General features: G+C 71.4%; 15 protein-coding genes. 7 read left to right on the top strand and 8 right to left on the bottom strand.

Features of this window, described 5'->3' with window-relative positions; all coding sequences use genetic code 11:
- Positions 1 to 25: 25 nt before the first annotated feature.
- The 3 genes from A3G1_RS0101470 to A3G1_RS0101460 form a co-directional block, all read right to left on the bottom strand.
- Positions 26 to 1318 (bottom strand): hypothetical protein, encoded by a 1293-nt coding sequence (locus A3G1_RS0101470; protein WP_157640837.1) that lies wholly within the window; start codon positions 1316 to 1318, stop codon positions 26 to 28.
- Positions 1319 to 1477: 159 nt separating this feature from the next.
- On the bottom strand, positions 1478 to 3088 hold the full coding sequence (locus A3G1_RS0101465) for a hypothetical protein (protein WP_157640835.1): 1611 nt from the start codon (positions 3086 to 3088) through the stop codon (positions 1478 to 1480).
- Positions 3089 to 3210: 122 nt separating this feature from the next.
- Positions 3211 to 4056, bottom strand: a complete 846-nt coding sequence (locus A3G1_RS0101460; RefSeq protein ID WP_026211704.1) for a menaquinone biosynthetic enzyme MqnA/MqnD family protein — start codon at positions 4054 to 4056, stop codon at positions 3211 to 3213.
- 180 nt (positions 4057 to 4236) lie between these two features.
- Here A3G1_RS0101460 and A3G1_RS0101455 point away from each other — a divergent pair, with 180 nt between their 5' ends.
- From A3G1_RS0101455 to A3G1_RS0101445, 3 genes are read left to right on the top strand one after another with little or no spacing between them, the layout of a single operon-like run.
- Positions 4237 to 6180 (top strand): HelD family protein, encoded by a 1944-nt coding sequence (locus tag A3G1_RS0101455; RefSeq protein WP_018347679.1) that lies wholly within the window; start codon positions 4237 to 4239, stop codon positions 6178 to 6180.
- The gene (locus A3G1_RS0101450; protein ID WP_018347678.1) at positions 6177 to 7037 is read left to right on the top strand and encodes a DUF2510 domain-containing protein; all 861 of its coding nucleotides are present in this window, start codon (positions 6177 to 6179) and stop codon (positions 7035 to 7037) included. Before A3G1_RS0101455 ends, A3G1_RS0101450 begins: the two co-directional genes overlap by 4 nt.
- Positions 7038 to 7066: 29 nt before the next feature.
- Complete coding sequence (locus A3G1_RS0101445) at positions 7067 to 8281, top strand: metallophosphoesterase family protein (protein WP_083936685.1); 1215 nt, start codon at positions 7067 to 7069, stop codon at positions 8279 to 8281.
- Here A3G1_RS0101445 and A3G1_RS32655 read toward each other — a convergent pair.
- Genes A3G1_RS32655 through A3G1_RS0101430 form a run of 3 tightly spaced genes read right to left on the bottom strand, consistent with a single transcriptional unit; the run spans position 8278 to position 9962 of the window.
- Entirely contained in the window at positions 8278 to 8562 is a 285-nt protein-coding gene (locus tag A3G1_RS32655) for a DUF4229 domain-containing protein (RefSeq protein WP_018347676.1), read from the bottom strand. The genes A3G1_RS0101445 and A3G1_RS32655 overlap by 4 nt on opposite strands.
- A 12-nt stretch (positions 8563 to 8574) precedes the next feature.
- Complete coding sequence (locus A3G1_RS0101435) at positions 8575 to 8994, bottom strand: hypothetical protein (RefSeq protein WP_018347675.1); 420 nt, start codon at positions 8992 to 8994, stop codon at positions 8575 to 8577.
- A 14-nt stretch (positions 8995 to 9008) separates the two neighbouring features.
- Positions 9009 to 9962, bottom strand: a complete 954-nt coding sequence (locus A3G1_RS0101430) for an endonuclease/exonuclease/phosphatase family protein (protein WP_026211703.1) — start codon at positions 9960 to 9962, stop codon at positions 9009 to 9011.
- A gap of 148 nt (positions 9963 to 10110) precedes the next feature.
- Here A3G1_RS0101430 and A3G1_RS37980 point away from each other — a divergent pair, with 148 nt between their 5' ends.
- Entirely contained in the window at positions 10111 to 10947 is an 837-nt protein-coding gene (locus tag A3G1_RS37980; protein WP_018347673.1) for an arylamine N-acetyltransferase family protein, read from the top strand.
- A gap of 7 nt (positions 10948 to 10954) precedes the next feature.
- Positions 10955 to 11335 carry a DUF1304 family protein gene (locus A3G1_RS0101420; protein WP_026211702.1) on the top strand — a complete coding sequence of 127 codons (381 nt, stop codon included), beginning with the start codon at positions 10955 to 10957 and terminating at the stop codon, positions 11333 to 11335.
- A gap of 56 nt (positions 11336 to 11391) precedes the next feature.
- On the opposite strand, the gene mqnE is transcribed toward A3G1_RS0101420, so the two are convergent.
- Positions 11392 to 12561: an aminofutalosine synthase MqnE gene (mqnE, locus tag A3G1_RS0101415; protein WP_018347671.1), complete on the bottom strand. Its 1170-nt coding sequence runs from the start codon at positions 12559 to 12561 to the stop codon at positions 11392 to 11394.
- Positions 12562 to 12925: 364 nt separating this feature from the next.
- Here mqnE and A3G1_RS0101410 point away from each other — a divergent pair, with 364 nt between their 5' ends.
- Positions 12926 to 14209, top strand: a complete 1284-nt coding sequence (locus tag A3G1_RS0101410) for a C40 family peptidase (protein WP_018347670.1) — start codon at positions 12926 to 12928, stop codon at positions 14207 to 14209.
- 774 nt (positions 14210 to 14983) lie between these two features.
- Positions 14984 to 18319, top strand: a complete 3336-nt coding sequence (locus A3G1_RS0101405) for a hypothetical protein (protein WP_018347669.1) — start codon at positions 14984 to 14986, stop codon at positions 18317 to 18319.
- On the opposite strand, the gene A3G1_RS0101400 is transcribed toward A3G1_RS0101405, so the two are convergent.
- Positions 18316 to 19440: a MalY/PatB family protein gene (locus A3G1_RS0101400; protein ID WP_018347668.1), complete on the bottom strand. Its 1125-nt coding sequence runs from the start codon at positions 19438 to 19440 to the stop codon at positions 18316 to 18318. The genes A3G1_RS0101405 and A3G1_RS0101400 overlap by 4 nt on opposite strands.
- Between the last annotated feature and the right edge of the window lie 237 nt (positions 19441 to 19677).

Genomic DNA, 19677 nt, shown 5'->3' with positions numbered 1-19677 from the left:
TCCGGCCCCGTCTACTACGGGCAGCTCACTTGCGCGTGCACGCAGGCAGGGCTGGCAGCGTGCTCGTGTTCAGCGCCGCCTGGCTGGCCTTGTCGCCCACGACCATCACCTGGCCCCAGGTCCGTGCGGTGACCCGGTCGGCCAGGACCACGTAACTGCCGGACCGCAGGTCAGCGATGTGCACGCCCTCAGCAGCCTCCCAGGCGACGTGGTACTTGCCAGCGACACGCGGCCAGTCGAACGCGTTGAGGGCCTTGCGAGCGGGAGCGGAGTACACGTGTGCCACCGCCCCGCTGTCACGGGACCAGGCCATCAGGTTGCCCCGGTCGGCACCGGTCATCCACGCCGCGAGCGAGTCCCCAGCCGAGAAGTAGACCGGCCGGTCCGCGACGAGCCCCTGCGGCAGGGGAGCCGGTGCCCCGGTCGCCAGCGACAGCGCGACGAGCCGGGTCGTGACCGGGAAGGGCTTGGCGGGGTCGGCGGGCTGCCCGGTTGGCGGAACGCTGGCCGAGGAGTCTCCATCGAGGACGATCGTGTCGCCGATCACGGCAGCGTGCTCTGCGGCGCCGCTGTAGGCGACCCGGCCGATACCAGCGGCGATGTCATGGATGTGCAGGTCCGACCCGGCGCCACCGTTCCGCCGGCTCTGGAGCCACACGACCTTGCCGCCCCGTACCGACACCGACGGAGAGTATGTCGACGATCCGGCGGGGCCGCTGTCGCCGATCTTGCTCGGCACGTCGTGCCCCTGGGAGTCCCACAAGTACAGCGTCCAGTCGTTGACCCGGCTGGGGCTGTGCGCCACGGCGAAGGCCAGCCAGCGGCCGTCGAAAGCCGCCTCCTGCACGGCCTCGTCGGCCGCGCCCTGAGTGCCCGGAGACGAGGCGAGCGCCGTGACACGCGTGCGCCTGCCGTCGCGGAACATCTCCAGACTGCGGGCGTTCCCCGCCGAGACCTGCGCGAAGAGTGTCGAGCCATCAGCGCTGCCGGTCTGTATGGACAGCTGCTCACCCGGCTGGCCGAGCTTCTTCACCGAGGCGTCGGCCCCGTCGATGACGGTTTTCCAGGACTGCGGCAGCTCTGTCCGGCAGAACGCCCCGGTGGTGGCACCCGCGCTGCCGGCTGGTGACGGTTGCGCCGCCGCGGCGTGTGGCGAGGCCGCTGGTGCCGACGTGCAGCCAGTGAACCCGGCCAGCAACGCCAGCGTCACGCCTGCGAACCCGAGGTGACGTGACGGCGCGAACCCGCTGCCGTTGACTGCGGCACTGGCTGCGACCGCCCCCGCGCGGCGCAGTCGGATACCGGCTCGTTTACTCATGCGAATCTTCCCTACGTTGAGGAGTTGAACGCAGCGTAGGAACTCCGGACCGTCCATGGTGAGCCTGCGAGGCAGCCGTAAGCCGACGGTAACCCTTGCCATGACGAACAACATCGGGGCCGGAGGATCACCTCCGGCCCCGATGTGGTGCGCAACAGGTCAGGCGACGATCGTCATCCGGCGACGGCGGCGGGCCAGGACGAACAGCACCGTCCCGGCCGCGACGGCCAGCGCCCCGCCGGCCGCGACCAGCGTGACCGGCGAACCGGTGACCGGCAGGGTGCCGTCCGGCTGCTTGTCGCCCGGCTGCGCGGCGGCCGGGGGCTGCGGGGCCGGGGCAGCCGGTACCGAGACCTTGATCGCTGCGGTGTTGTTCTCCGGCTTCGGGTCGGTGCCGCCGTCGACGTGCGCGACGATCTGGCCCTGGTTCCCGGCCGTGGCGGAGAGGATCTTCAGCTCGAACGGGTACTTGCGGCCAATCTCGGCGCCGACCTCGGCGAAGGCGTACTGGTCGGTGCACTCGAACGCCTTGCCCGGCTTGCCGCCCGGGTAGCCGGGCTCGACCACGCCGTCCACGATCCGGTGGCAGCTGCCGTCGTTCGTCGTCAGCTCGGTGCCGTCCGGGGCTGTGACGACCACGCGGTAGTTGGGTCCGCCGACGAAGTCCCCGATGTGGAAGAGGCGGGCCGGGCCGTTGTTCTTCGCCGCGACGGCGAACTTGTGGGTGCTCCCGACCGCGCCGGTGAACTCGACCCCGCCGACCTGGAGGTCGAGCGGGTTGGTGGTCGTGGCCAGGCGGTAGGTCCCGGAGTTGTCCGACTGGTCCTGGTCGTCGTTGCCCGGCACGGCCTCGGCCTTCGGCGCCGCCGCGGTGGTCTTCACCAGCCTGGCCTGACCGGCGGGCACGTCCACCGTCCTGCGCGCCTCGGCCGGCTCGACGGCCTGGAGCACCTCCGCGAACACGTTCTCGAACATCTCGGCCGGGCCGGGGATGTCGGCACGCGCCTTGAAGGTCATCGGGGTCTTCTCGTCGAGCACGGCCGTCTCGCCCGGAGCCAGGTCGATGTCGAAGGAGCACTGCCACCGGTCGAGCAGGTGCGCGCCGCTGGCCTGGCGGACCGAGCAGTTCTGGTACTTCTCGACGGCGTTCAGCGAGTACATGCTGAACACGAGCGTGATGGTGCGGGCGGCCCTGTCGCCCTGGTTCTTCACCCAGATCAGCGGCTTGATCACGCGACCGGGCGTGACCTTGGTGAACCGCTGGTCCCCGCCGACCGTGAGGTCCACACCGGACGGCTGGACGGCGACGCCGGCCCCGCTGGGCACCTGGCCGTGGTTGTCGGCGGTGAGCGTGTAGTGGATGAACCCGCCCCACGAGCCCTGCCCGCCGTCCCTGGCCTTCACCGTGTAGATCACCGCGTCGTGGCCGTCGGCCGGCAGGTCCTTACGGTCGCAGGTGTACACCGTCCCGGCCTGGGTGCAGCCCTTCGGCGCGGTGAACTCGACCGTCTCTGACCGCAGGTCCTTGGTCTCGAAGGCCAGCCTGACCCCGGTGGCGGTACCGCCGCCCTTGTTCCAGAGCTGGACCTTGACTTCCTTCCCAGCCGAACCTGCCGTGACCCCGACGAACTGCGTGCCGCCGGTGAGCGACAGCACGGGGTAACCGGCGGGTGCCGCGACCGCTGGCGTCGCGAACGCGCCGGTGATGACCACGGCACTGGCTGCGACCGCCCCCGCGCGGCGCAGACGAATACCGACTCGAGTACTCATGGAAACCCTTCCCTGCACTGAGGAGTTGAGATGCAGAGTAGGGATTCGGAGCCGTCCGCAGTGTCCCGGAAACTGTCTGTAACTTAACGGTAATCAGAGCGCATATCAATCGTCATGAATATTTAGACGGATGCGAACTCGGGCCAGCCGCCCGGCAGCTCCGGCGCCTCCCCGCGCGCCGCGACCCGGGACGCGAACTCGCGCAGCCCGGCCACCTGGCGCTCACCGAAGGAGAAGTCGAGCGCGCGGAAGTACGAGGCCAGCGTCTGCGCGTCGAACGGCTCCCAGCGGGCGGCCGAGGCGGCGATCTCGTCAAGCGCGGTGAGCGACAGGTCACGCGACTGGAGGAAGGCCTCGTGTATGTCCTTCACCACTCCCGGGTGCGCCGCCGCGAAGTCCCGCCGGGCCGCCCACACCGCGAACACCATCGGCAGGCCCGTCCAGTCGCGCCACTCCTTGCCGAGGTCGTGGACGTGCAGGCCCAGCGACGGCGCCTCGTACAGCGCCCGGAGCGCCACGTCACCGATCACGACAGCAGCCTCGGCCTCGCGCAGCATCTCGCCCAGGTCGGGTGCCGAACGGTGGTAGGTGGGGCGGACACCGTACCGGCCCTCCAGCAGCAGCTGGGCCAGCATCACGCCGGTACGGCTGGTCGAGCCGAGAGCGACGCGCGCGCCGTCCAGCTCCGCCAGGGGTACCTGGGAGACCAGGTTCACGCTCAGCACCGGCCCGTCGCTGCCGACCGCGAGGCCGGGGAGCAGCAGGAGCTGGTCGGCGGCCCGCAGGTACTCGACGACGCTGATCGGGCCGAGGTCGAGCCGACCGGCGACCAGGGCCTCGTTGAGCTGGTCGGGGCTGTCCTTGTGCAGGTCCATGTCGAGGAGGGCGCCGGTGCGGCCGAGGCCCCAGTACAGGGGCAGGCAGTTCAGGAACTGGATGTGCCCCACCCGGGGCCGCGAGAGCGCCATGATCCCCACGCTACGCCGCGCCGGTGAACGATCGTAAAGGGGCAGCCGGCGGGCGTTGGGCGAGCTAGGCTGGACGGTCTGCGCGTCGCCACCCGCGCCCCGTCGTAGCCGGGCCCCGCCGCCGAGTACAGGCGGAACGGGCCTTGGGCAGTGGGAAAGCCTCCACCGACAGGAATATCGATGCACGTGCCGATGCACAACGAACTCGTTGCCGAACAAGACCACCTCACCCGTTCCCGCGCCGCGCTCGCCCGGATGCAGCAGGGCACCGTCGCGCTCTACTCGGCCGGCGAGAACGTCGCCGGCGACGCCTACACCGCGGAGACCCTGGGCCGCAGCCTGCGTGACCGGCTCAAGGACCTGCACGTCGACCCGAGTACCCCGTTGTTCTTCGGCCGGCTGGACACGCCGGACGAGCGCTGGCACATCGGCCGCAGGCACGTGGTCGAGCAGGCCGGGGCCGAGCCGCTGGTGCTCGACTGGCGCGCGCCGGTCTCCACCGCCTTCTACCGGGCCAGCGCCGCCGACCCGATGGGCGTCGACCTGCGCCGCCGGTTCGGCTTCGCAGGCGGCGAGCTGACCAGCTTCGAGGACGAGCACCTGAACAAGGGCGAGGAGCTGGGCACGTCCTCGGCCCTGCTCACCGCCGAGATCGAACGCCCCCGCGTCGGGCCGATGCGTGACATCGTCGCCACCATCCAGCCGGAGCAGGACGTGCTCGTGCGGGCGGAGCTGGCCGAGTCGATCTGCGTGCAGGGCGCGCCGGGTACAGGGAAGACAGCTGTCGGCCTGCACCGCGCCGCCTACCTGCTCTACGCGCACCGCGAGCGGCTCAAGCGGGCCGGCGTGCTGATCGTCGGCCCCAACCAGGCCTTCCTCGGCTACATCGCCGCCGTGCTGCCGGCCCTCGGCGAGGTCGACGTCGACCAGCACACGATCGAGGACCTGATCGGCCGCCACCCGGTGAGGGCCACGGACACGCCGGAGGCCGCGGTCCTCAAGCACTCCGAGGAGATCGCCGGCGTGCTCGCGAAGCTGCTCCACGCGAAGATCACCAAACCGCTGGAGGGGCTGACCATCTCGGACGGCTCCTGGCGGTGGCGGGTGTCGGCCGAGGACCTCAAGGCAGCGGTCATCGAGGTCAGAAGAGCAGAACTGCCATACGGTACCGGCCGGGAGCGCCTCCGCTCCCGCATCGTCAACCTGCTGCTCCGCCAGGCCGAGGCCCGGTCCGGCGAGTCGCCGAGCGAGGCGTGGCAGCGCCGGATCGGCAAGCATCCCCAGGTCAAGGCCGCCCTGGAGCAGATGTGGCCCGAGGTGACGCCGGAGAGCCTGGTCGCCGAGCTGCTGACCGACCCGCCGGAGGAGTACGAGGCGCTGCGCTGGGCCAAGCCGCCCAAGTCCCCGAAGTCGGCGAAGTGGACGAGCGCCGACCTGGTGCTGCTCGACGAGGCGGCCGGGCTGCTCGACCGGCTGCCCAGCTACGGCCACGTCGTGCTCGACGAGGCGCAGGACCTGTCGCCGATGCAGTGCCGGGCGATCGCCCGCCGCAGCGAGCACGCGTCGATCACGGTGCTCGGCGACCTCGCGCAGGGTACGACGCCGTGGGCTGCCGCCGACTGGGCCGACTCGCTGGCGCACCTGGGCAAGCCGGGGACGGCAGTGGTGCCGCTGACCATCGGCTTCCGCGTACCTGAGGCGATCATCGAGCTGGCCAACCGGCTGCTGCCCTCGCTCGGCGTCAACGTGCCGGCCGGGGTGTCGCTCCGCCGGGACGGCGCGCTGCGGATCGCCCCGTCCGAAGACCTGCTGGCCGACGTCGTGGCGGCGGTCGAGGCCGCGCTGGAGTTCGAGGGCTCGGTCGGCGTGATCGCCGCGGACGCCACAGTGGCCGGACTGGAGGACGCGCTGGCCGGGCTCGGCGCCGGCGAGCGGGTGACGGTCATGCCGGCCACCCTCGCGAAGGGCCTGGAGTACGACCACGTGATCGTCCCGGAGCCCGCCGCGATCGTCTCAGCGGAACCCCGTGGCTTGCACCGGCTCTACGTCGTGCTCACCCGCGCGGTATCCCGGCTGGACGTACTCCACTCCGAGCCACTTCCGGCGGTACTCTCAGTGGCATGAGCAGGGCGCCCGGCTGGTACCTCGACCCTGAGGGCGACGCAGCCATGCGGTACTGGGACGGGGCTGACTGGACGGACCGGAGCCGGCCGATCTCCACAGAGGATCTGCCGCCGCTGGACTTCCTCGACGCCGGCCCGGCCCCAGCCGGTGACGCCGACGCCCTTCCGGTACCGGTGTCCCCGGCTCCCGCCATCGCGACACTCACCCCGCCACCACCCCCAGAGGTCCCTGAGCCTGAGCGGAAAGCAGCCCCGGAGCCTGAGCAGGAAGCAGCCGGGCGCAGCCCGGTCCTGCCGCTGATCGGCGCGTTCGTCGTGCTGCTGCCGGTCGCGTTCGTGTGCCTGCTGCCGCTCGTGTGGGTGGTGTGGCGGTTCACGACGTGGCCGGGCTTCACTGTCTGGGCAGGCTGGGCGCTGACGGCGGTGATCCTCGCGATCCCCGCCGCCCGGCGCGCCCTGGCCAAGGCGGCACCCAGCAAGGCCACCCCGGCCGACGAGGCGCCGGTCGCGGAGCCGGCTGGCCCGCTGGCCGTCCTGACCTGGCTCTCGGCTCCTTTACTCATCGCGCACGCGGTGCTGTCGGGGCTGACGGGTGGTGCCGACCGGCTGTGGTCGTTCGTGCAGCACATGGCGAGCACGGGGAAGAACAGGCGGACGACCGAGTCGACGGTGTCGATGGTGATCGGCCTGGTCAGGGCCACGATCTTCTGGGTGGTGTGGGCTGCGGTCGCGCTCGTCCGGGCCCTGCTGCACGCGCTGCGGTCCTGCACGGGCGCACTGCGCTGGGTCGCTGCGGTACTCGGCGACCGGATGCGTCCGGCCAGGACAGACCAGCCGAGAACCGGAGAAAAGCCATAACTGCAAGATCCGCCTCGCGTTAGGCAGGCGTGGTAGCAACGAATCTCCGCCGGGCACTCCTGGCCGGCGTGCTCCTGATCGCCTGCACGGCCACCGCCGCGGCCGCAGGTCCCGAAACCTCCAAGTGCGGCTGGTCCGCCGACGTCCGGGTGTGCGTGTCCGTACCGGGCACCACGCTGACCGGTGACGTGCCGGTCAAGGTGAGCCTCGAAGGGCCCCGGCCGTTCGACGTGGTGTTCACCTGGGAGGACGACGACCTGCTCGTCGACTTCCAGCCGCCGTGGGAGTTCGTGTGGCCCACGAGCCGGTACCCGAACGGCAGCGGCAGGCTCGGCGTGTCCGTGAAGCCGAGCGGCGGCGAGCTCGGCGAGGCCGTGCTGCTCCGGCTCACCCTCGACAATCCGGCGCGCGCGGCCAGCCCGGCCGACTGGGGTTCGGTCTTCCAGCCCCGGCAGTTCTCCGGCGACCCGGTGTTCGCAGCGGTCGGGGACGGCGGCGACGGCACGAAGGAGAGCGCGGAGGTCGCCCAGTCGATCCACGACTCCAACGCCGGGCTGCTGCTCTTCCTCGGCGACATCTACGAGCGCGGTACCCCGGCCGAGTGGGACTACAACTACGGCCGGGCCAGCTTCGACGACCCGGCCGGCGGGCGGAACTGGGGCAGGCTCGCCCGGTACACCAAGCCGACGCTCGGCAACCACGAGGCGCACCACATGGACGCCTGGCGCGACTACTGGCACCAGCGGCCCAACTGGGAGACGTTCTCCTGGGGCGGCGTCCGGTTCCTGGTCCTCAACTCGGAGTGCACGAAGGTCGCCCACGGCTGCGGGCCGAACAGCGAGCAGTACCGCTGGGCGAAGAAGATCCTGGAGACCAGCCCCGAGGAGTGCGTCGTCGCCACGTGGCACCGGCCACTGATGGGGCCGATCGCCTACGAGACGATGACCGACCTGTGGAAGCTGCTCGCCCACAACGGTGGCGACCTGGTGCTCAACGGCCACCAGCACGACATGCAGGAGTACCAGCCGGTCAACGGCATGGTCCAGCTCATCTCGGGCGGCGGCGGGCACATCCCGCACGACGACCCGATGCCGTGGCCGGGCGTGTGGCAGGCGAGCGGAGTACCGGGCGCGCTCTACGTCCGGGTCTCCGGCAGCGCGCTGCACTGGGAGTTCCGCGACACGTCCGGCCAGGTGGTGACCAACCCGGACGGGACGCCCGGCACGGGCTCGGTGAGCTGCTAGTCCTTCTTCGGGTCTTCCGGGGTCTCGGTGGTGTCCTCACCGGCGAGGTCCCGGCGGAGCTGCTCCTTCTGGGCCGCCCGCTCGTTGACCCGCGCGTTGATGAAGTCGGTCATCTCGTCGCGCATGCCGCGCAGCAGCCAGAAGGACAGGAACACCGAGACGATGATGGCCACCATCGCCTTGAGCAGGATGCTGTCCGGGATCGGCAGGGCGAACATGACGGCGAACGCGCCGGCGAACACCCCGAGCCGGGCGAGCGTGTACTTGACGACCGGATTCACGTGCTTTATCCCCTATTCACCGGCGCGGCGAGCCAGCCACCGGATTCCGAAAAACCAGATCAGCAGGTACGCCAGCACGCACACCGCCGCGCCGATCGCACCAGAGGCCAGGGCCGGCAGGTATTCGGCGGTGAACCCGGCCGACATCCCCGCGACCAGCGAGAACACCACCCCGAAGGCGGCGAGCGCTCCCCGGCCCGGCGTACCACGCCAGGCCCGGAACTCCTCGGTGAACAGCCAGGCAGGCAGGATGACGCCCAGCCAGCCGCTGGACTGCCCGAACGCCGCCCCGAAGGCCACGGCCACCAGGTCGATCACCAGCACGACGGCGAGCGAGAGCACCAGGCTGGCCGTGACGGCGGCGAGCATGTCGGTGAGGACCGTGATCCGACCACGGTCGTCACGCTTCGGGAAGGCCGGCCGCTCAGACACGAGCTACAGGGTACTCAGGCCCGGCGGGGCAGCCGGAGGCCGGCCAGCACCGGCCGGTGATCACTGCCCGGGAGTTCCAGCACGTCGATGGCCTCGACGGCCACGCGCTCGTCGATGAGCACGTGGTCGATGGTCACGGGCGGCAGCGGCACGCCGCCCCGCTTCTCCGGCTGGTTCGGCCAGGTCCAGGCGTAGCCCCGGCCGATGGCCGCCGCCGCGTCGCGGTAGCCGGTGCCGAGCAGGTCCCGCAGCAGGGCGTGGTCGAGGGTGGCGTTGAAGTCGCCAGCGAGGATCCTGATGCCACCGTCCGGCGTCGCGGCCGGGAGCTTCTCCAGCTCGGCGACCCACGTCGCGAAGTAGTCCGGCATCGGGGCGATCGGGTGCACGGCGAGCAGCTCGACAGGCGGCGCGCCTGGCACGTCGAGCCGCGCGGCGGGCATCCGGAAGCTCGTACCGGGCGGTTCCAGGGCAGGCAGCCTGGTCAGCGGGTGTTTGGCGTAGAGGCCCGTCCCGCTGACCTGCTCCTCCGGCAGGGCGACCCGGTAGGGGAAGAGCGGGGCGATCACGGCGTCCGCCTGCGGGGTGAGTTCCTGCACGCTCAGCACGTCGGCGCGTTTCGCCAGCTCGGCGACCGTGTCCAGGTCGGCGCTCCCGGCGAGCAGGTTCATGCTGAGGATGGTGAGCCGCGGCCCGGCAGCCTCACCGCCGCCGCCCGGCAGCCAGCGCGGCACGACCAGCACGGCGAGGGTCGCCGCCACCACCAGCGCCGCCGCCGTCGCCCGCCAGTTGCGCAGCGCGAGCGCGAGGGCCAGCGGCGCCAGCACACCCAGCGCGATGTACGGCGTGTAGGCCATCAGCGGCCGCAACGGCCAGCCGGCCTCCCAGCCGAACAGCCTGACCAGCGTGAACGCGCCCATCACCGCGACACCGGCCCAGGCCAGCGCCCCCAGCGCCTTCCGCACAGTCACGGTGGCCAACCTAACCCACACAACCAAAGATCAAAATCATTCCCTGTTACCCGCACCCGCCCCACCCGGCACCCGTACAGCCCCGCCCGCCCCCACCCCGGAGGTCCGAGGGCACCCCGCAGCCCGGCCCAGCCGTTAGCCTTGCCCGATGATCGACGTCGCCGCATACCTGCGCCGGATCGGCCACAGCGGACCCCTGACCCTGGCCGCCCTGCACCGGTCACACCTGTCGGCCGTCCCGTACGAGGACCTCGACATCCAGCTCGGCCGCCCGATCGTCCCGCTGACCGCCCCGGCACTGTTCGACAAGATCGTGACGCGCGGGCGCGGCGGGTACTGCTACGAGCTCAACGGCCTCTTCGGCGCCCTCCTCGAAACGCTGGGCTTCGAGGTCACGTACCTGCGGGCCACGCTCAGCCTCGAACAGGGCCCGCGCCGGTTCTGGGGCCAGCACGCCGCGCTCGTCGTCCGCGAGGACGGGCAGGACTGGCTGGCCGACGTCGGGTACGGCGACGGTTTCTTCTCGCCGGTCCCGTTCCGTGAGGGCCGCTACGAACAGGACGGCTTCACGTACACACTGGAGCGGTCCGGCCCGTACTGGTCCGTCGGGCTGAACCCGGCCACGGTCCCCAGCTTCTACCTCGACCCGGCGCCGATGCGGCTGGCGGACTTCGCCCCGCACCACGTCCACCAGTGGACGGGCGACTCCGGCTTCGCGCAGACCCTGATCGTGCAGCGGCGGCTGGCCGACCGGGCGCTCATCCTGCGCGGGCTCACGCTGCTGACCCGGGAGGCGTCGAGCGAGCGGTCCTCCGTCCTGGAGTCCGCCGGTGACTTCCGCGCGGCGATGGCGACGCTCGGGGTACCAGATGAAGATCTTGATCTTGATCTGCTGTACGGCAAGGCCGCCGGGCAGCACGAGGCCTGGCTGGCATCGCAGGCCGCGTGCCCATCTCAGAACGCGGGGCAGAAAACCGGCGCATAATGACGAAATGTCAGTAGTCAGCCAGACACTTGCTGTGATCGCCGCGCTGATCCACCTGGCGTTCTTCGTGTTCGAGAGCCTGTGGTTCGACCGGCCGCGCGTCTACCACGAATGGGTGCTCTACTCCAGCCGCGAGGTCGACGTGGCCAGGCCCTTCGCCTTCAACCAGGGCTTCTACCACCTGATGTTCGCCGGCGGCTGCCTGACCGGCGTCGGGCTGCTCCAGACCGGCCTCCAGCAGGCAGGCCAGGCACTCGTGATCTTCACCTGCGTGTGCATGGTCGGCGCCGGAACCGTGCTGATCGCGAGCGAGCAGCGGCTGGTCCGCGCCGGGCTGATCCAGGCGGTCCCTCCGCTGCTCGCACTCGTCGCAGCAGCGTTGCTCTAGCTGGTCGTGGGACCCCTCATGCTGCTATAGCAGCATGAGGGGTCCCACGATCTCGCTTACGCCCAGACCTGCTGGGGCTCGGAGCGGCGCTCGGCGAGGCTGGGGCCCTTGTCGAAGGTCCTGACCACCTCGTAGCGGGTGTTGCGCTCCACCGGGCGGAACCCGGCGTCCCTGATGAGTTCCATCAGGTCCTCGCGGTTCATCTTGTTCGGCGTGCCGTAGTCGTCGGCGTCATGCGTGATCTTGTACTCGACCACCGAGCCGTCCAGGTCGTCCACGCCGTAGTTGAGGCTGAGCTGGGCCAGCGACACCCCGTGCATGACCCAGAAGTTCTTCACGTGCGGGACGTTGTCGAACATCAGCCGGGACACGGCGAACGTCTTCAGCGACTCGGCCGGGCTGGCCATCGTCGTCCGGGCCTGGAGCTTGTTGCGGATGATGCCGTCCTTCGAGTCCACGAAGTCGTGCTGGTAGCGCAGCGGGATGAAGACGACGAAGCCGCCGGTCTCGTCCTGCAGCTCACGCAGCCGCATCACGTGGTCGACCCGGTGCCTGGGCTCCTCGATGTGCCCGTAGAGCATGGTCGCCGGGGTCTTCAGGCCCTTCTCGTGCGCGAGGCGGTGGATCCGCGACCAGTCCTCCCAGTGGCAGTCGTGGTCGACGATGTGCTGGCGGACCTCCCAGTCGAAGATCTCGGCGCCACCGCCGGTCAGCGACTCCAGGCCGGCGTCCATCAGCTCGTCCAGGATCTCGGTGGCAGGCAGGCCGGAGATCTTCTCGAACCACTGCACCTCGGTCGCGGTGAAGGCCTTGAGCTTCACGCCGGGCAGCGCGGCCTTCAGCTCGCGCAGGACCCGCGGGTAGTACTTCCACGGCAGCGTCGGGTGCAGGCCGTTGACGATGTGCAGCTCGGTGAGCTGTTCGTTCTCCATCTCCTTCGCGAGACGGACGGCTTCCTCGACCCGCATCGTGTACGCGTCCTTCTCGCCAGGCTTGCGCTGGAACGAGCAGTACGCGCAGGACGCCGAGCAGACGTTCGTCAGGTTGAGGTGACGGTTCACATTGAACATCACGTCCTCGCCGTTGAGCTCCGTCCGCCTGTGGTGCGCGAGACGGCCCAGCCAGGCCAGGTCGTCGCAGGCGTACAGCGCCTCACCGTCGGCGCGGGACAGGCGCTCCCCCGCATAGACCTTGGCTTCCAGTTCACGCTTGAGTCCGGCGTCCATTCCCCGAGGGTACGTCGGGGCGGATCGGCCGGTGCCTCGGGGCTTTGCCGGTGTTGCCCGTTCGCGCAGGGTTGGGCGGCCGTCCCGTGAACTCCGCGTGGCACCTTCGTGGACTTCTCCGCAGTACCCCGCCTCTTCCGCCCTGGCTGGTGCTGTTTCCGCCCGATTGCGGGGTCTGGTGCCGCACGTACGCCTTCCGTAAGGTGTTCAGGTCGGCAGTGCTGGAAATGCAGGGGGACACATGCGACTCCGGAAAGCGGCCTATCTTCTGGCCTGCGCCCTTCTCGGGGTCTTAGCATTTAGTTCACCCTCCGCAGCCGAGCCAGGACTTTCCGTTCCGGACTCCGGCGCCCGCCCGCCCGGCGTGGCAGCGGGCACCACGACAGCCACCTCGGACCTCAAGAGCCGGCTCGACGCGGAGACCGCGACCGTGCAGCTCCTCGGCCAGCAGCTCCTCCAGGCCCAGGCCCACGCGGAGACCACCGGCGCGACCCTGATCAGCGCCACCGAGGACCACCGCACCGCGACCGCCGAGCTGGAGACGCTGGAGAAGCAGGCCTCGGAGGCCGCGGCCAACACGTACAAGGACTCGACGGTCTACCAGCCCTTCGGCCCGCTGAGCGGCGACCTGCGCGACCTGAGCAAGCTCGCCCCCGGCGTCGGCGGCAGCCCGCAGCACGAGAGCAGGGCCACGAACACCGCCCGCGAGTACCAGGCGGCCCAGCGCAAGGCGACCGAGACCAGCACAGCGAAGACCGAGGCGGCGTCGGCCGACCAGCAGGCCCGCACCCGCGTCACCGAGCTCAAGAAGCAGTACGACGAGCACAGCGCGACGCTCGCCGAGCTGGACAGGCAGTGGAAGGCCGAGCAGGAGGCCAAGAAGCAGGTCAGCACCGAGGCCCAGCTGCTCCGCGACCAGGCCATCGAGATCCTGTCCCGCACCGGCGTCAACACCGACGGGCTGGAGGCCAACCCGAAGGCGAAGGCCGCGGTGAACTTCGCGCTCCAGCAGCTCGGCAAGCCGTACGTGCTCGGCTCGCAGGGCCCGGACACCTACGACTGCTCCGGTCTCGTGCTCGACGCGTACCGCGAGGTCGGCGGCCCGGTGCTGACCCACTTCGCCGCCACCCAGTACCGGGAGACCAGCCCGGTCACGACGCGCAACGCGCTGCCCGGCGACCTGGTCTTCTACAACAACTCCGTCGACCCGGCCCTCATCCACCACGTGGTGATGTACGTCGGCGACGGCTGGATCATCGAGGCTCCGTACTCCGGCGCGACCGTCCGGCTGTCGAAGTTCTCCCCGTCGAGCGTGTACGCGATCACCCGCGTCCTCCCGGCCGTGAACCACAACCCGGCGCCGGCCCCGAAGCCCACTCCCACGCCGACCACCCCGGTACCGACGCCGACGCCGTCCCCCTCGCCTTCCCCGTCGCCTTCGCCCAGCCCTTCTCCCTCGCCGTCGCCGAGCCCGAGCCCCTCCCCGAGCCCGTCTCCCTCGCCGTCGCCCAGCCCGTCCCCGTCGCCTTCGCCGAGTCCGTCGCCCTCCGGGCCGGCCTCGCCGAGCCCAGCCCCGTCCCCGAGTGGATCGCCTGCTGTACCGTCTGCGACGCCAGCCCCGGCGCCTGTTTCACCCAGCGCCGGGTAGTTATTCACAGCCATGTCACATCGCCGCTGATACAACGTCGAAGAGCATTGTCGATCCGTGTCAGAATGGGCGAGCGCTCGGCTGCGGGGAGGGCTCGAAGTGAACGACGAACGGTGCTTGGCCTGCGGAGCCGTCATCTCGGCTGAAGCTACCGCCTGCCCGCGCTGCGCCAGCCCGGTCGGCCGGGGCAACCCGCCGACCTGGCCTCCGCTCCGCGGTGGGCCAGACCCGGCTGGCCACTACCCGCCGCCTCCCGGCCATACGTCCCCTGTGGACGGCGCCCCGGGCCACTACGCGCCCCCGCCGGCCTACGCACCAGCCCCGGACTCGTTCCCGGGACAGGGATTCTCCGCCCCGGGCTCCGTCGTCCCCGGCGAGTTCCCGGCCCCGGGTTCCGCTGCCCCGGGCGAGTTCTCGGCCCCGGGCCACGTCGCCCCCGGCTCCTACTCGGCCCCCAACTCGAACGTGCCGGGTGAGTACTCCGCCCCGAGTTCGGCTGTCCCTGGTGACTTCTCGGCGCCGAGTTCGGCTGCCCCGGGCGACTTCTCTTCGCCAAGTTCGACTGTTCCGGGTGAGTACTCAGCTCCTAGCTCCGCTGTCCCTGGGGACTTCTCAGCTCCGAGTTCGGCTGTTCCGGGTGAGTTCTCCGCTGCCGGGCCGGCTGCGCCTGGTGAGTTCGCCGCGTCTGCGCACTCCCGGCCTGAGGATTTTCCGCCGGTTCCTGCGGGGTCAGGTGACTTCTCCTCTGTACCTGCGGAGTCCTTCTCCTCCCCGATGGCCGTCATCCCCGGCGAGTTCCCGCCGCCGGCCGCTGGTTCTGACCCGGTGGACGACCAGTTCCCCCCGTTGCCGGCCAGCCCCGACCCGGGCTTCGCCCCACCACCGTCCACTTCGGAGGACGAGCAGCCGGCCGCCGGGCTGGCCAGGCCGCAGGTCGACAGCTCGGCCGCCAGCGACTCGGGCCTGCCGCCGATGGAGGACCTGCCGCCGGTCGGCACGGTGATCCCGGACGTGGTCGAGGACGACCTGCCGGAGGCGTACGAGCTGCCCGACCTCCCGGCCGACGGCGATGCGATCTGGGGCTTCGACCCGGATCCGGCCCCCGCTGCGAGCACGACCCCGCCCGCCGCCGAGCCCGAGCCTGCTCCGGCTGCCGTCGCGGCCCCAGCCGGGGATCCGTGGGCGCCCCCGGCAGACCTGGCCCCGGTCCCGGTCTCCGGCGCTGGTTTCCCCCCGGCCGACGAGTCGCCGTGGTCCTCGGCCAGTCCTGCTGCGAGCCCGGCTGCCGGGTGGGACGATCAGCCGCCGGTCGCCACCGAGGTACCGGAGCCGAAGCCGTTGACGTCCGTCTCGGCCGACCGGTTCGTTCCGCATTCGCCTGCCGAGGTGCCGGATTCGGCGCCTGCCGTGGGCCGGGCGACGGTGCCGGGCGCGATCATCCACGACGGCGCGATGTCGTCGGTCCCGGGACAGCCCACTGTGTACCGTTCCGGCGAGGTCCCGCCCCTCCAGCCTGCCGATCCCCTGCCGGAGCCGGTCGCGTTCTCACCCGAGCCCGCCCCGGTGCTGGAGCAGCAGCCCGTTTCCGCCCCTCCGGTACCAGAAGCGCCCCCGGCCGCCTCGTGGGAGCCTGCCGCGTCGTCCATCTTGGACCCAGCGCCAGAGCCGGAGCCCGCAGCCGACCAGCCCCAGGCCGATACACCGTGGGCAGCGTTCGCCGCCAAGTGGAGCCCGAGCACAGCCGAGACCGGCTCCGAGCCGGCGTCCCCTGTGGACGACCAGCCCAGCCAGCCGTGGGAGCCCGCCGCACCCGTCAGCGCCCTGGATGATCCGGCCCCGGCTGCACCCGTTCGCCCGCTGCCTGTGCGTGAGCCGATCCCGGCCAGCGCCGCCATGCCGCTCGACGACGTGCCTCCGGCCGCACCCGCCTGGGAGCCTGCCGCAGCAAGTACTCCGCTCGATGACGCGCCTCCGGCCGCGCCTGCCTGGGAGCCTGCCGCGGTGAGCACGCCGCTCGATGACGCGCCTCCGGCCGCGCCCGCTTGGGAGCCTGCTTCGGTCGGCTCGCCGCTGGATGACCCCGCCGGGTCCGAGCAGCCCGAGCAGAACCTGCCGGCTCCGCCCGACTGGCCGCTGCACAACCCGCCGGGCGAGCCTCCGGCTGTCGCGGATCCCGCACAGCTCGCCAGTGCTCCGGTGCAGCTTGATGCCCCGCAGGCCCTCGCGGAGCCGGAGCCCGCTCCTGCCGTGGTGACGCAGGACGACAGCCAGTGGCCGCCCGCTTCCGGGTCGGCGCACGCCCAGTCGTCCGGCCAGTGGGAGACCGCGCAGCCCGAGCCGTGGTCTCCGGCCGAGCCGGCCGCACAGCAAGCTCCGGCATCCGAGTCCGCCGCCGAGCAGTGGCCGTCGCAGCCGTCGGCGCTCGATCCGGAACCAGCCGGCCAGTGGAATGGTTCGAGCCCCGCCGAGGCCGAGCAAGCCGTCCCCAGTGGACTCCCGGCCCCGGCTGCTGATGCTCAGCCGTGGGGTACGGAGACGCCCGCCGCCGCGATGCCTTCCGAGGCTGAACAGCCCGCCGTACCAGCCACCGCCAGCCCAGCTCGCGGTTCGGCTCGCGTTGCCGGTGCCGCCGTTTCGGCCGAGGAAGCACTGGCTGTGGCGATCGCCGCGCAGCCCCGGGTGTACCGGGCAGCCGAGCAGCAGCCCGCCGTGCCAGCACCCGACCCGATCTCGGCCCCGCCCGTGTACTCGGCTCCGCCTGTCCAGTCCGCGCCGCCCGCGTACGCACCGCCGCCAGCTCCGATGCCCCAGCCGCCCGCCGACCACTGGCAGGGCCAGCCTGCACCCGACTCCGGAGCCCCGGCGCAGCAGTGGCAGCAGGCTCCCGGTACCCCGCCGCAGGGCATGCCCCAGCAGCAGTGGGCGCAACCGGCTACCTCCCCGGCCGCCGACCAGTGGCCAGCCCCGGGTACTCCGCCGCAGGGCATGCCCGCCGCCCAGCCGCAGCAGCAGTGGCCCGCGCCGAACAGCGCCCCGCCTGCACCCGTTTCCGGAGCCCCGGCACAGCAGTGGCAGCAGGCTCCCGGAACTCCGCCGCAGGGCATGCCCCAGCAGCACTGGGCACCACCCAGCGCCCCACCAGCCTCAGCACCACCAGCACAGGACCAGTGGCCAGCCCCCGGCGGCGCCCCGGCGCCTCAGAACCAGTGGCCAGCCCACGGCGCCGTCCCAGTCCCCCAGGACCAGTGGCCGGCCCCAACCCCGCAGAGCGCCCCGCCAGCACCCGTCTCCGGGGCCCCGGCACAGCAGTGGCAGCAAGCTCCCGGTACCCCGCCCCAGGGCATGCCCCAGCAGCACTGGGCACCACCCAGCGCACCACCAGCCTCAGCACCACCAGCACAGGACCAGTGGCCGGCGCCCAACGCCATGCCGTCGCAAGCACCGGCGCAGGCTCCGGCCTGGCATGACTTCGCCCAGCAGCAGGGGACGCCACCTCCGCCGCCCGGGCAGCAGCCTCAGCAGCAGTTCCAGACGCCTTCGTCGTTCGGGGCCGCAGGGCAGGAGTGGCCGCCGGAGTCGCCCGGCGGGGCTTCGTTCAGCGGGGACCGCGGGCATGAGGCTCCGCCTCGGCGTGGTCCGGCCGGTCCGGCCGCGCAGGAGGCCGAGGCCGCTCCGGCTCCGGTCATCCCGACGACGCGGGTCGCTGCGCAGTACGCGATCCCGACCACCCGGGTGTCAGCCGAGCCGATGTCGGCACCGGCCGCTCCGGGGGCTCCGGCCTGGGGTTCTGATGCCAAGCCGCCAGCCGAGCCCCCGGCCAGGGGGACGGTGTACGGCCGGGCCTCGGTGCCGTTGTCGAACGTGCCTGCGCAGCCGGGCGCACCGCAGCGCGGTACCGTCTATGGCTCTTCGATCCCGGTCTCCGACCCGCTGGAGATGACCAACTCGCTGACCGGCCAGATCATGCGGGCTGGGCAGACCAGCGAGCCGGAGAACGCGAGTAACCGCAAGGTGATCGTGGTTCTGGCAGCGGTCCTGTCGGTCATGATCGGCCTGGGTGTGGCAGCGTTCTTCTTCCTGCCGAGCCTGATCGACAGCCTGTTCCGCTAGCCAGCGGTCAGGGCGTTCCGCAGCCGGCGGACGCCCTCGGTGAGGATCTCCGGCGACGTGGCGAGGTTGAGCCGGACATGGCTGCCGGAGCCGAAGGCCGCGCCGCCGCTGAAGGCCACCCGGCCGCGTTCGAGGAAGACCGCCGCCGGGTCGGCCAGGCCGAGCCGCGAGCAGTCCAGCCAGGCCAGGTAGGTCGCCGACGGCATCGTGTAGCCGATGGTCTCAGGGAGCAGCTCGGCGAGCAGTTTCCGGTTGGCGTCGAGGCCGTCGACGAGCGACTCCAGCCAGGGCAGGCCGTGCAGGAAGGCCGCCTCCGTCGCGAACACGCCGAGGTGGCCGACAGCGTCGGTGAAGTTCTCCGCGATCGGCAGGTCCTCGCCGACGATCAGGGCGGCCGTCAGCCCGGCCAGGTTCCACGCCTTCGAGGCCGAGTGGAAGACCACGGCCCGCCGCGCCGCCGGCACGTCGAGGCTCCGGAAGGGAATGTGCCGGGTCTCCGCGTAGGTCAGGGGCGCGTGGATCTCGTCCACCAGAACCCTGATGTTGTACCGGTCAGCCAGCTCCGCGATCGCCATCAGCGTCTCCCTGCTGTACGCGACGCCGGTCGGGTTCTGCGGATTGCACAGCAGGTACGCCTTGGCTCCGGCCGCGAAGTCCCGTTCGAGCCGCTCGATGTCGATCTGCCAGCAGCCGTCCACACAGGTCAGCGGCGACTCGACGATCCGCCGGCCACTGTCGGGGATGTAGTGGAAGAACGGCGGGTACACCGGCGGGTTGATGACCACGCCGTCGCCCGGCTCTGTGACGTGCCGCAGGACCTCGGCGACGCCCAGCATCACGTTGGGCGTGAGCCAGACCTGCCCCGGGTCGACGGCCCAGCCGTACCGCTTCTCCGCGAACGCGGCGAACGCCTCCGGCACCCCGGCCCGGGTCGAGTACCCGAGGTCGCCGCGCGCCAGCGCCCCGGCCAGCGCCTCCCTGATCGGCTCGGCCGGCGAGGTGTCCATCTCGGCGACCCAGAGCGGGAGGACGTCGTCGGGGTACCCGCGCCACTTGATGCTCCGCCGCTGCCGTAACTCGGCGAGGGTGTGCTGGGCGAGAGGGTTCGAGGGGGTGCTCATCCCGCCATCCTGCCCCGTGGTCACCGAGGTCACAGTCACCTGCGTCACGGGGCGGAGCGGGTTATCCGGGCGTTCGGCTAGACTTGGTTCATCATGTCGACGGCGTGCGTGTCCGCATGCCCTGGCTCGTCTGCCAGCCGGCGCATATTTCAGGCGTCGCAGGGGCTCGCAGTCCTGGTTCCTTCACACGGAAGCCGGACACGGAGGTCTCTCCTGGGTGACGCGCCCGTTATCCGG

The sequence above is a fragment of the Longispora albida DSM 44784 genome (genome assembly GCF_000379825.1).
Classification (GTDB): Bacteria; Actinomycetota; Actinomycetes; order Mycobacteriales; family Micromonosporaceae; genus Longispora; species Longispora albida.
The sequence above is the reverse complement of the archived record's forward strand: the minus strand, read 5'-3'. Positions and strand labels throughout refer to the sequence as shown.

What these genes read in the sequence shown, in the direction of transcription:
- A3G1_RS0101420 (WP_026211702.1), top strand. Translation starts at nt 10,955, where the DNA reads ATGTCAGTAGTCAGCCAGACACTTGCTGTGATCGCCGCGCTGATCCAC.
- A3G1_RS0101460 (WP_026211704.1), bottom strand. Translation starts at nt 4,056, where the DNA reads ATGGCGCTCTCGCGGCCCCGGGTGGGGCACATCCAGTTCCTGAACTGC.
- A3G1_RS0101465 (WP_157640835.1), bottom strand. Translation starts at nt 3,088, where the DNA reads ATGAGTACTCGAGTCGGTATTCGTCTGCGCCGCGCGGGGGCGGTCGCA.
- mqnE (WP_018347671.1), bottom strand. Translation starts at nt 12,561, where the DNA reads ATGGACGCCGGACTCAAGCGTGAACTGGAAGCCAAGGTCTATGCGGGG.
- A3G1_RS0101455 (WP_018347679.1), top strand. Translation starts at nt 4,237, where the DNA reads ATGCACGTGCCGATGCACAACGAACTCGTTGCCGAACAAGACCACCTC.
- A3G1_RS0101400 (WP_018347668.1), bottom strand. Translation starts at nt 19,440, where the DNA reads ATGAGCACCCCCTCGAACCCTCTCGCCCAGCACACCCTCGCCGAGTTA.
- A3G1_RS0101470 (WP_157640837.1), bottom strand. Translation starts at nt 1,318, where the DNA reads ATGAGTAAACGAGCCGGTATCCGACTGCGCCGCGCGGGGGCGGTCGCA.
- A3G1_RS0101450 (WP_018347678.1), top strand. Translation starts at nt 6,177, where the DNA reads ATGAGCAGGGCGCCCGGCTGGTACCTCGACCCTGAGGGCGACGCAGCC.
- A3G1_RS0101405 (WP_018347669.1), top strand. Translation starts at nt 14,984, where the DNA reads ATGGCCGTCATCCCCGGCGAGTTCCCGCCGCCGGCCGCTGGTTCTGAC.
- A3G1_RS37980 (WP_018347673.1), top strand. Translation starts at nt 10,111, where the DNA reads ATGATCGACGTCGCCGCATACCTGCGCCGGATCGGCCACAGCGGACCC.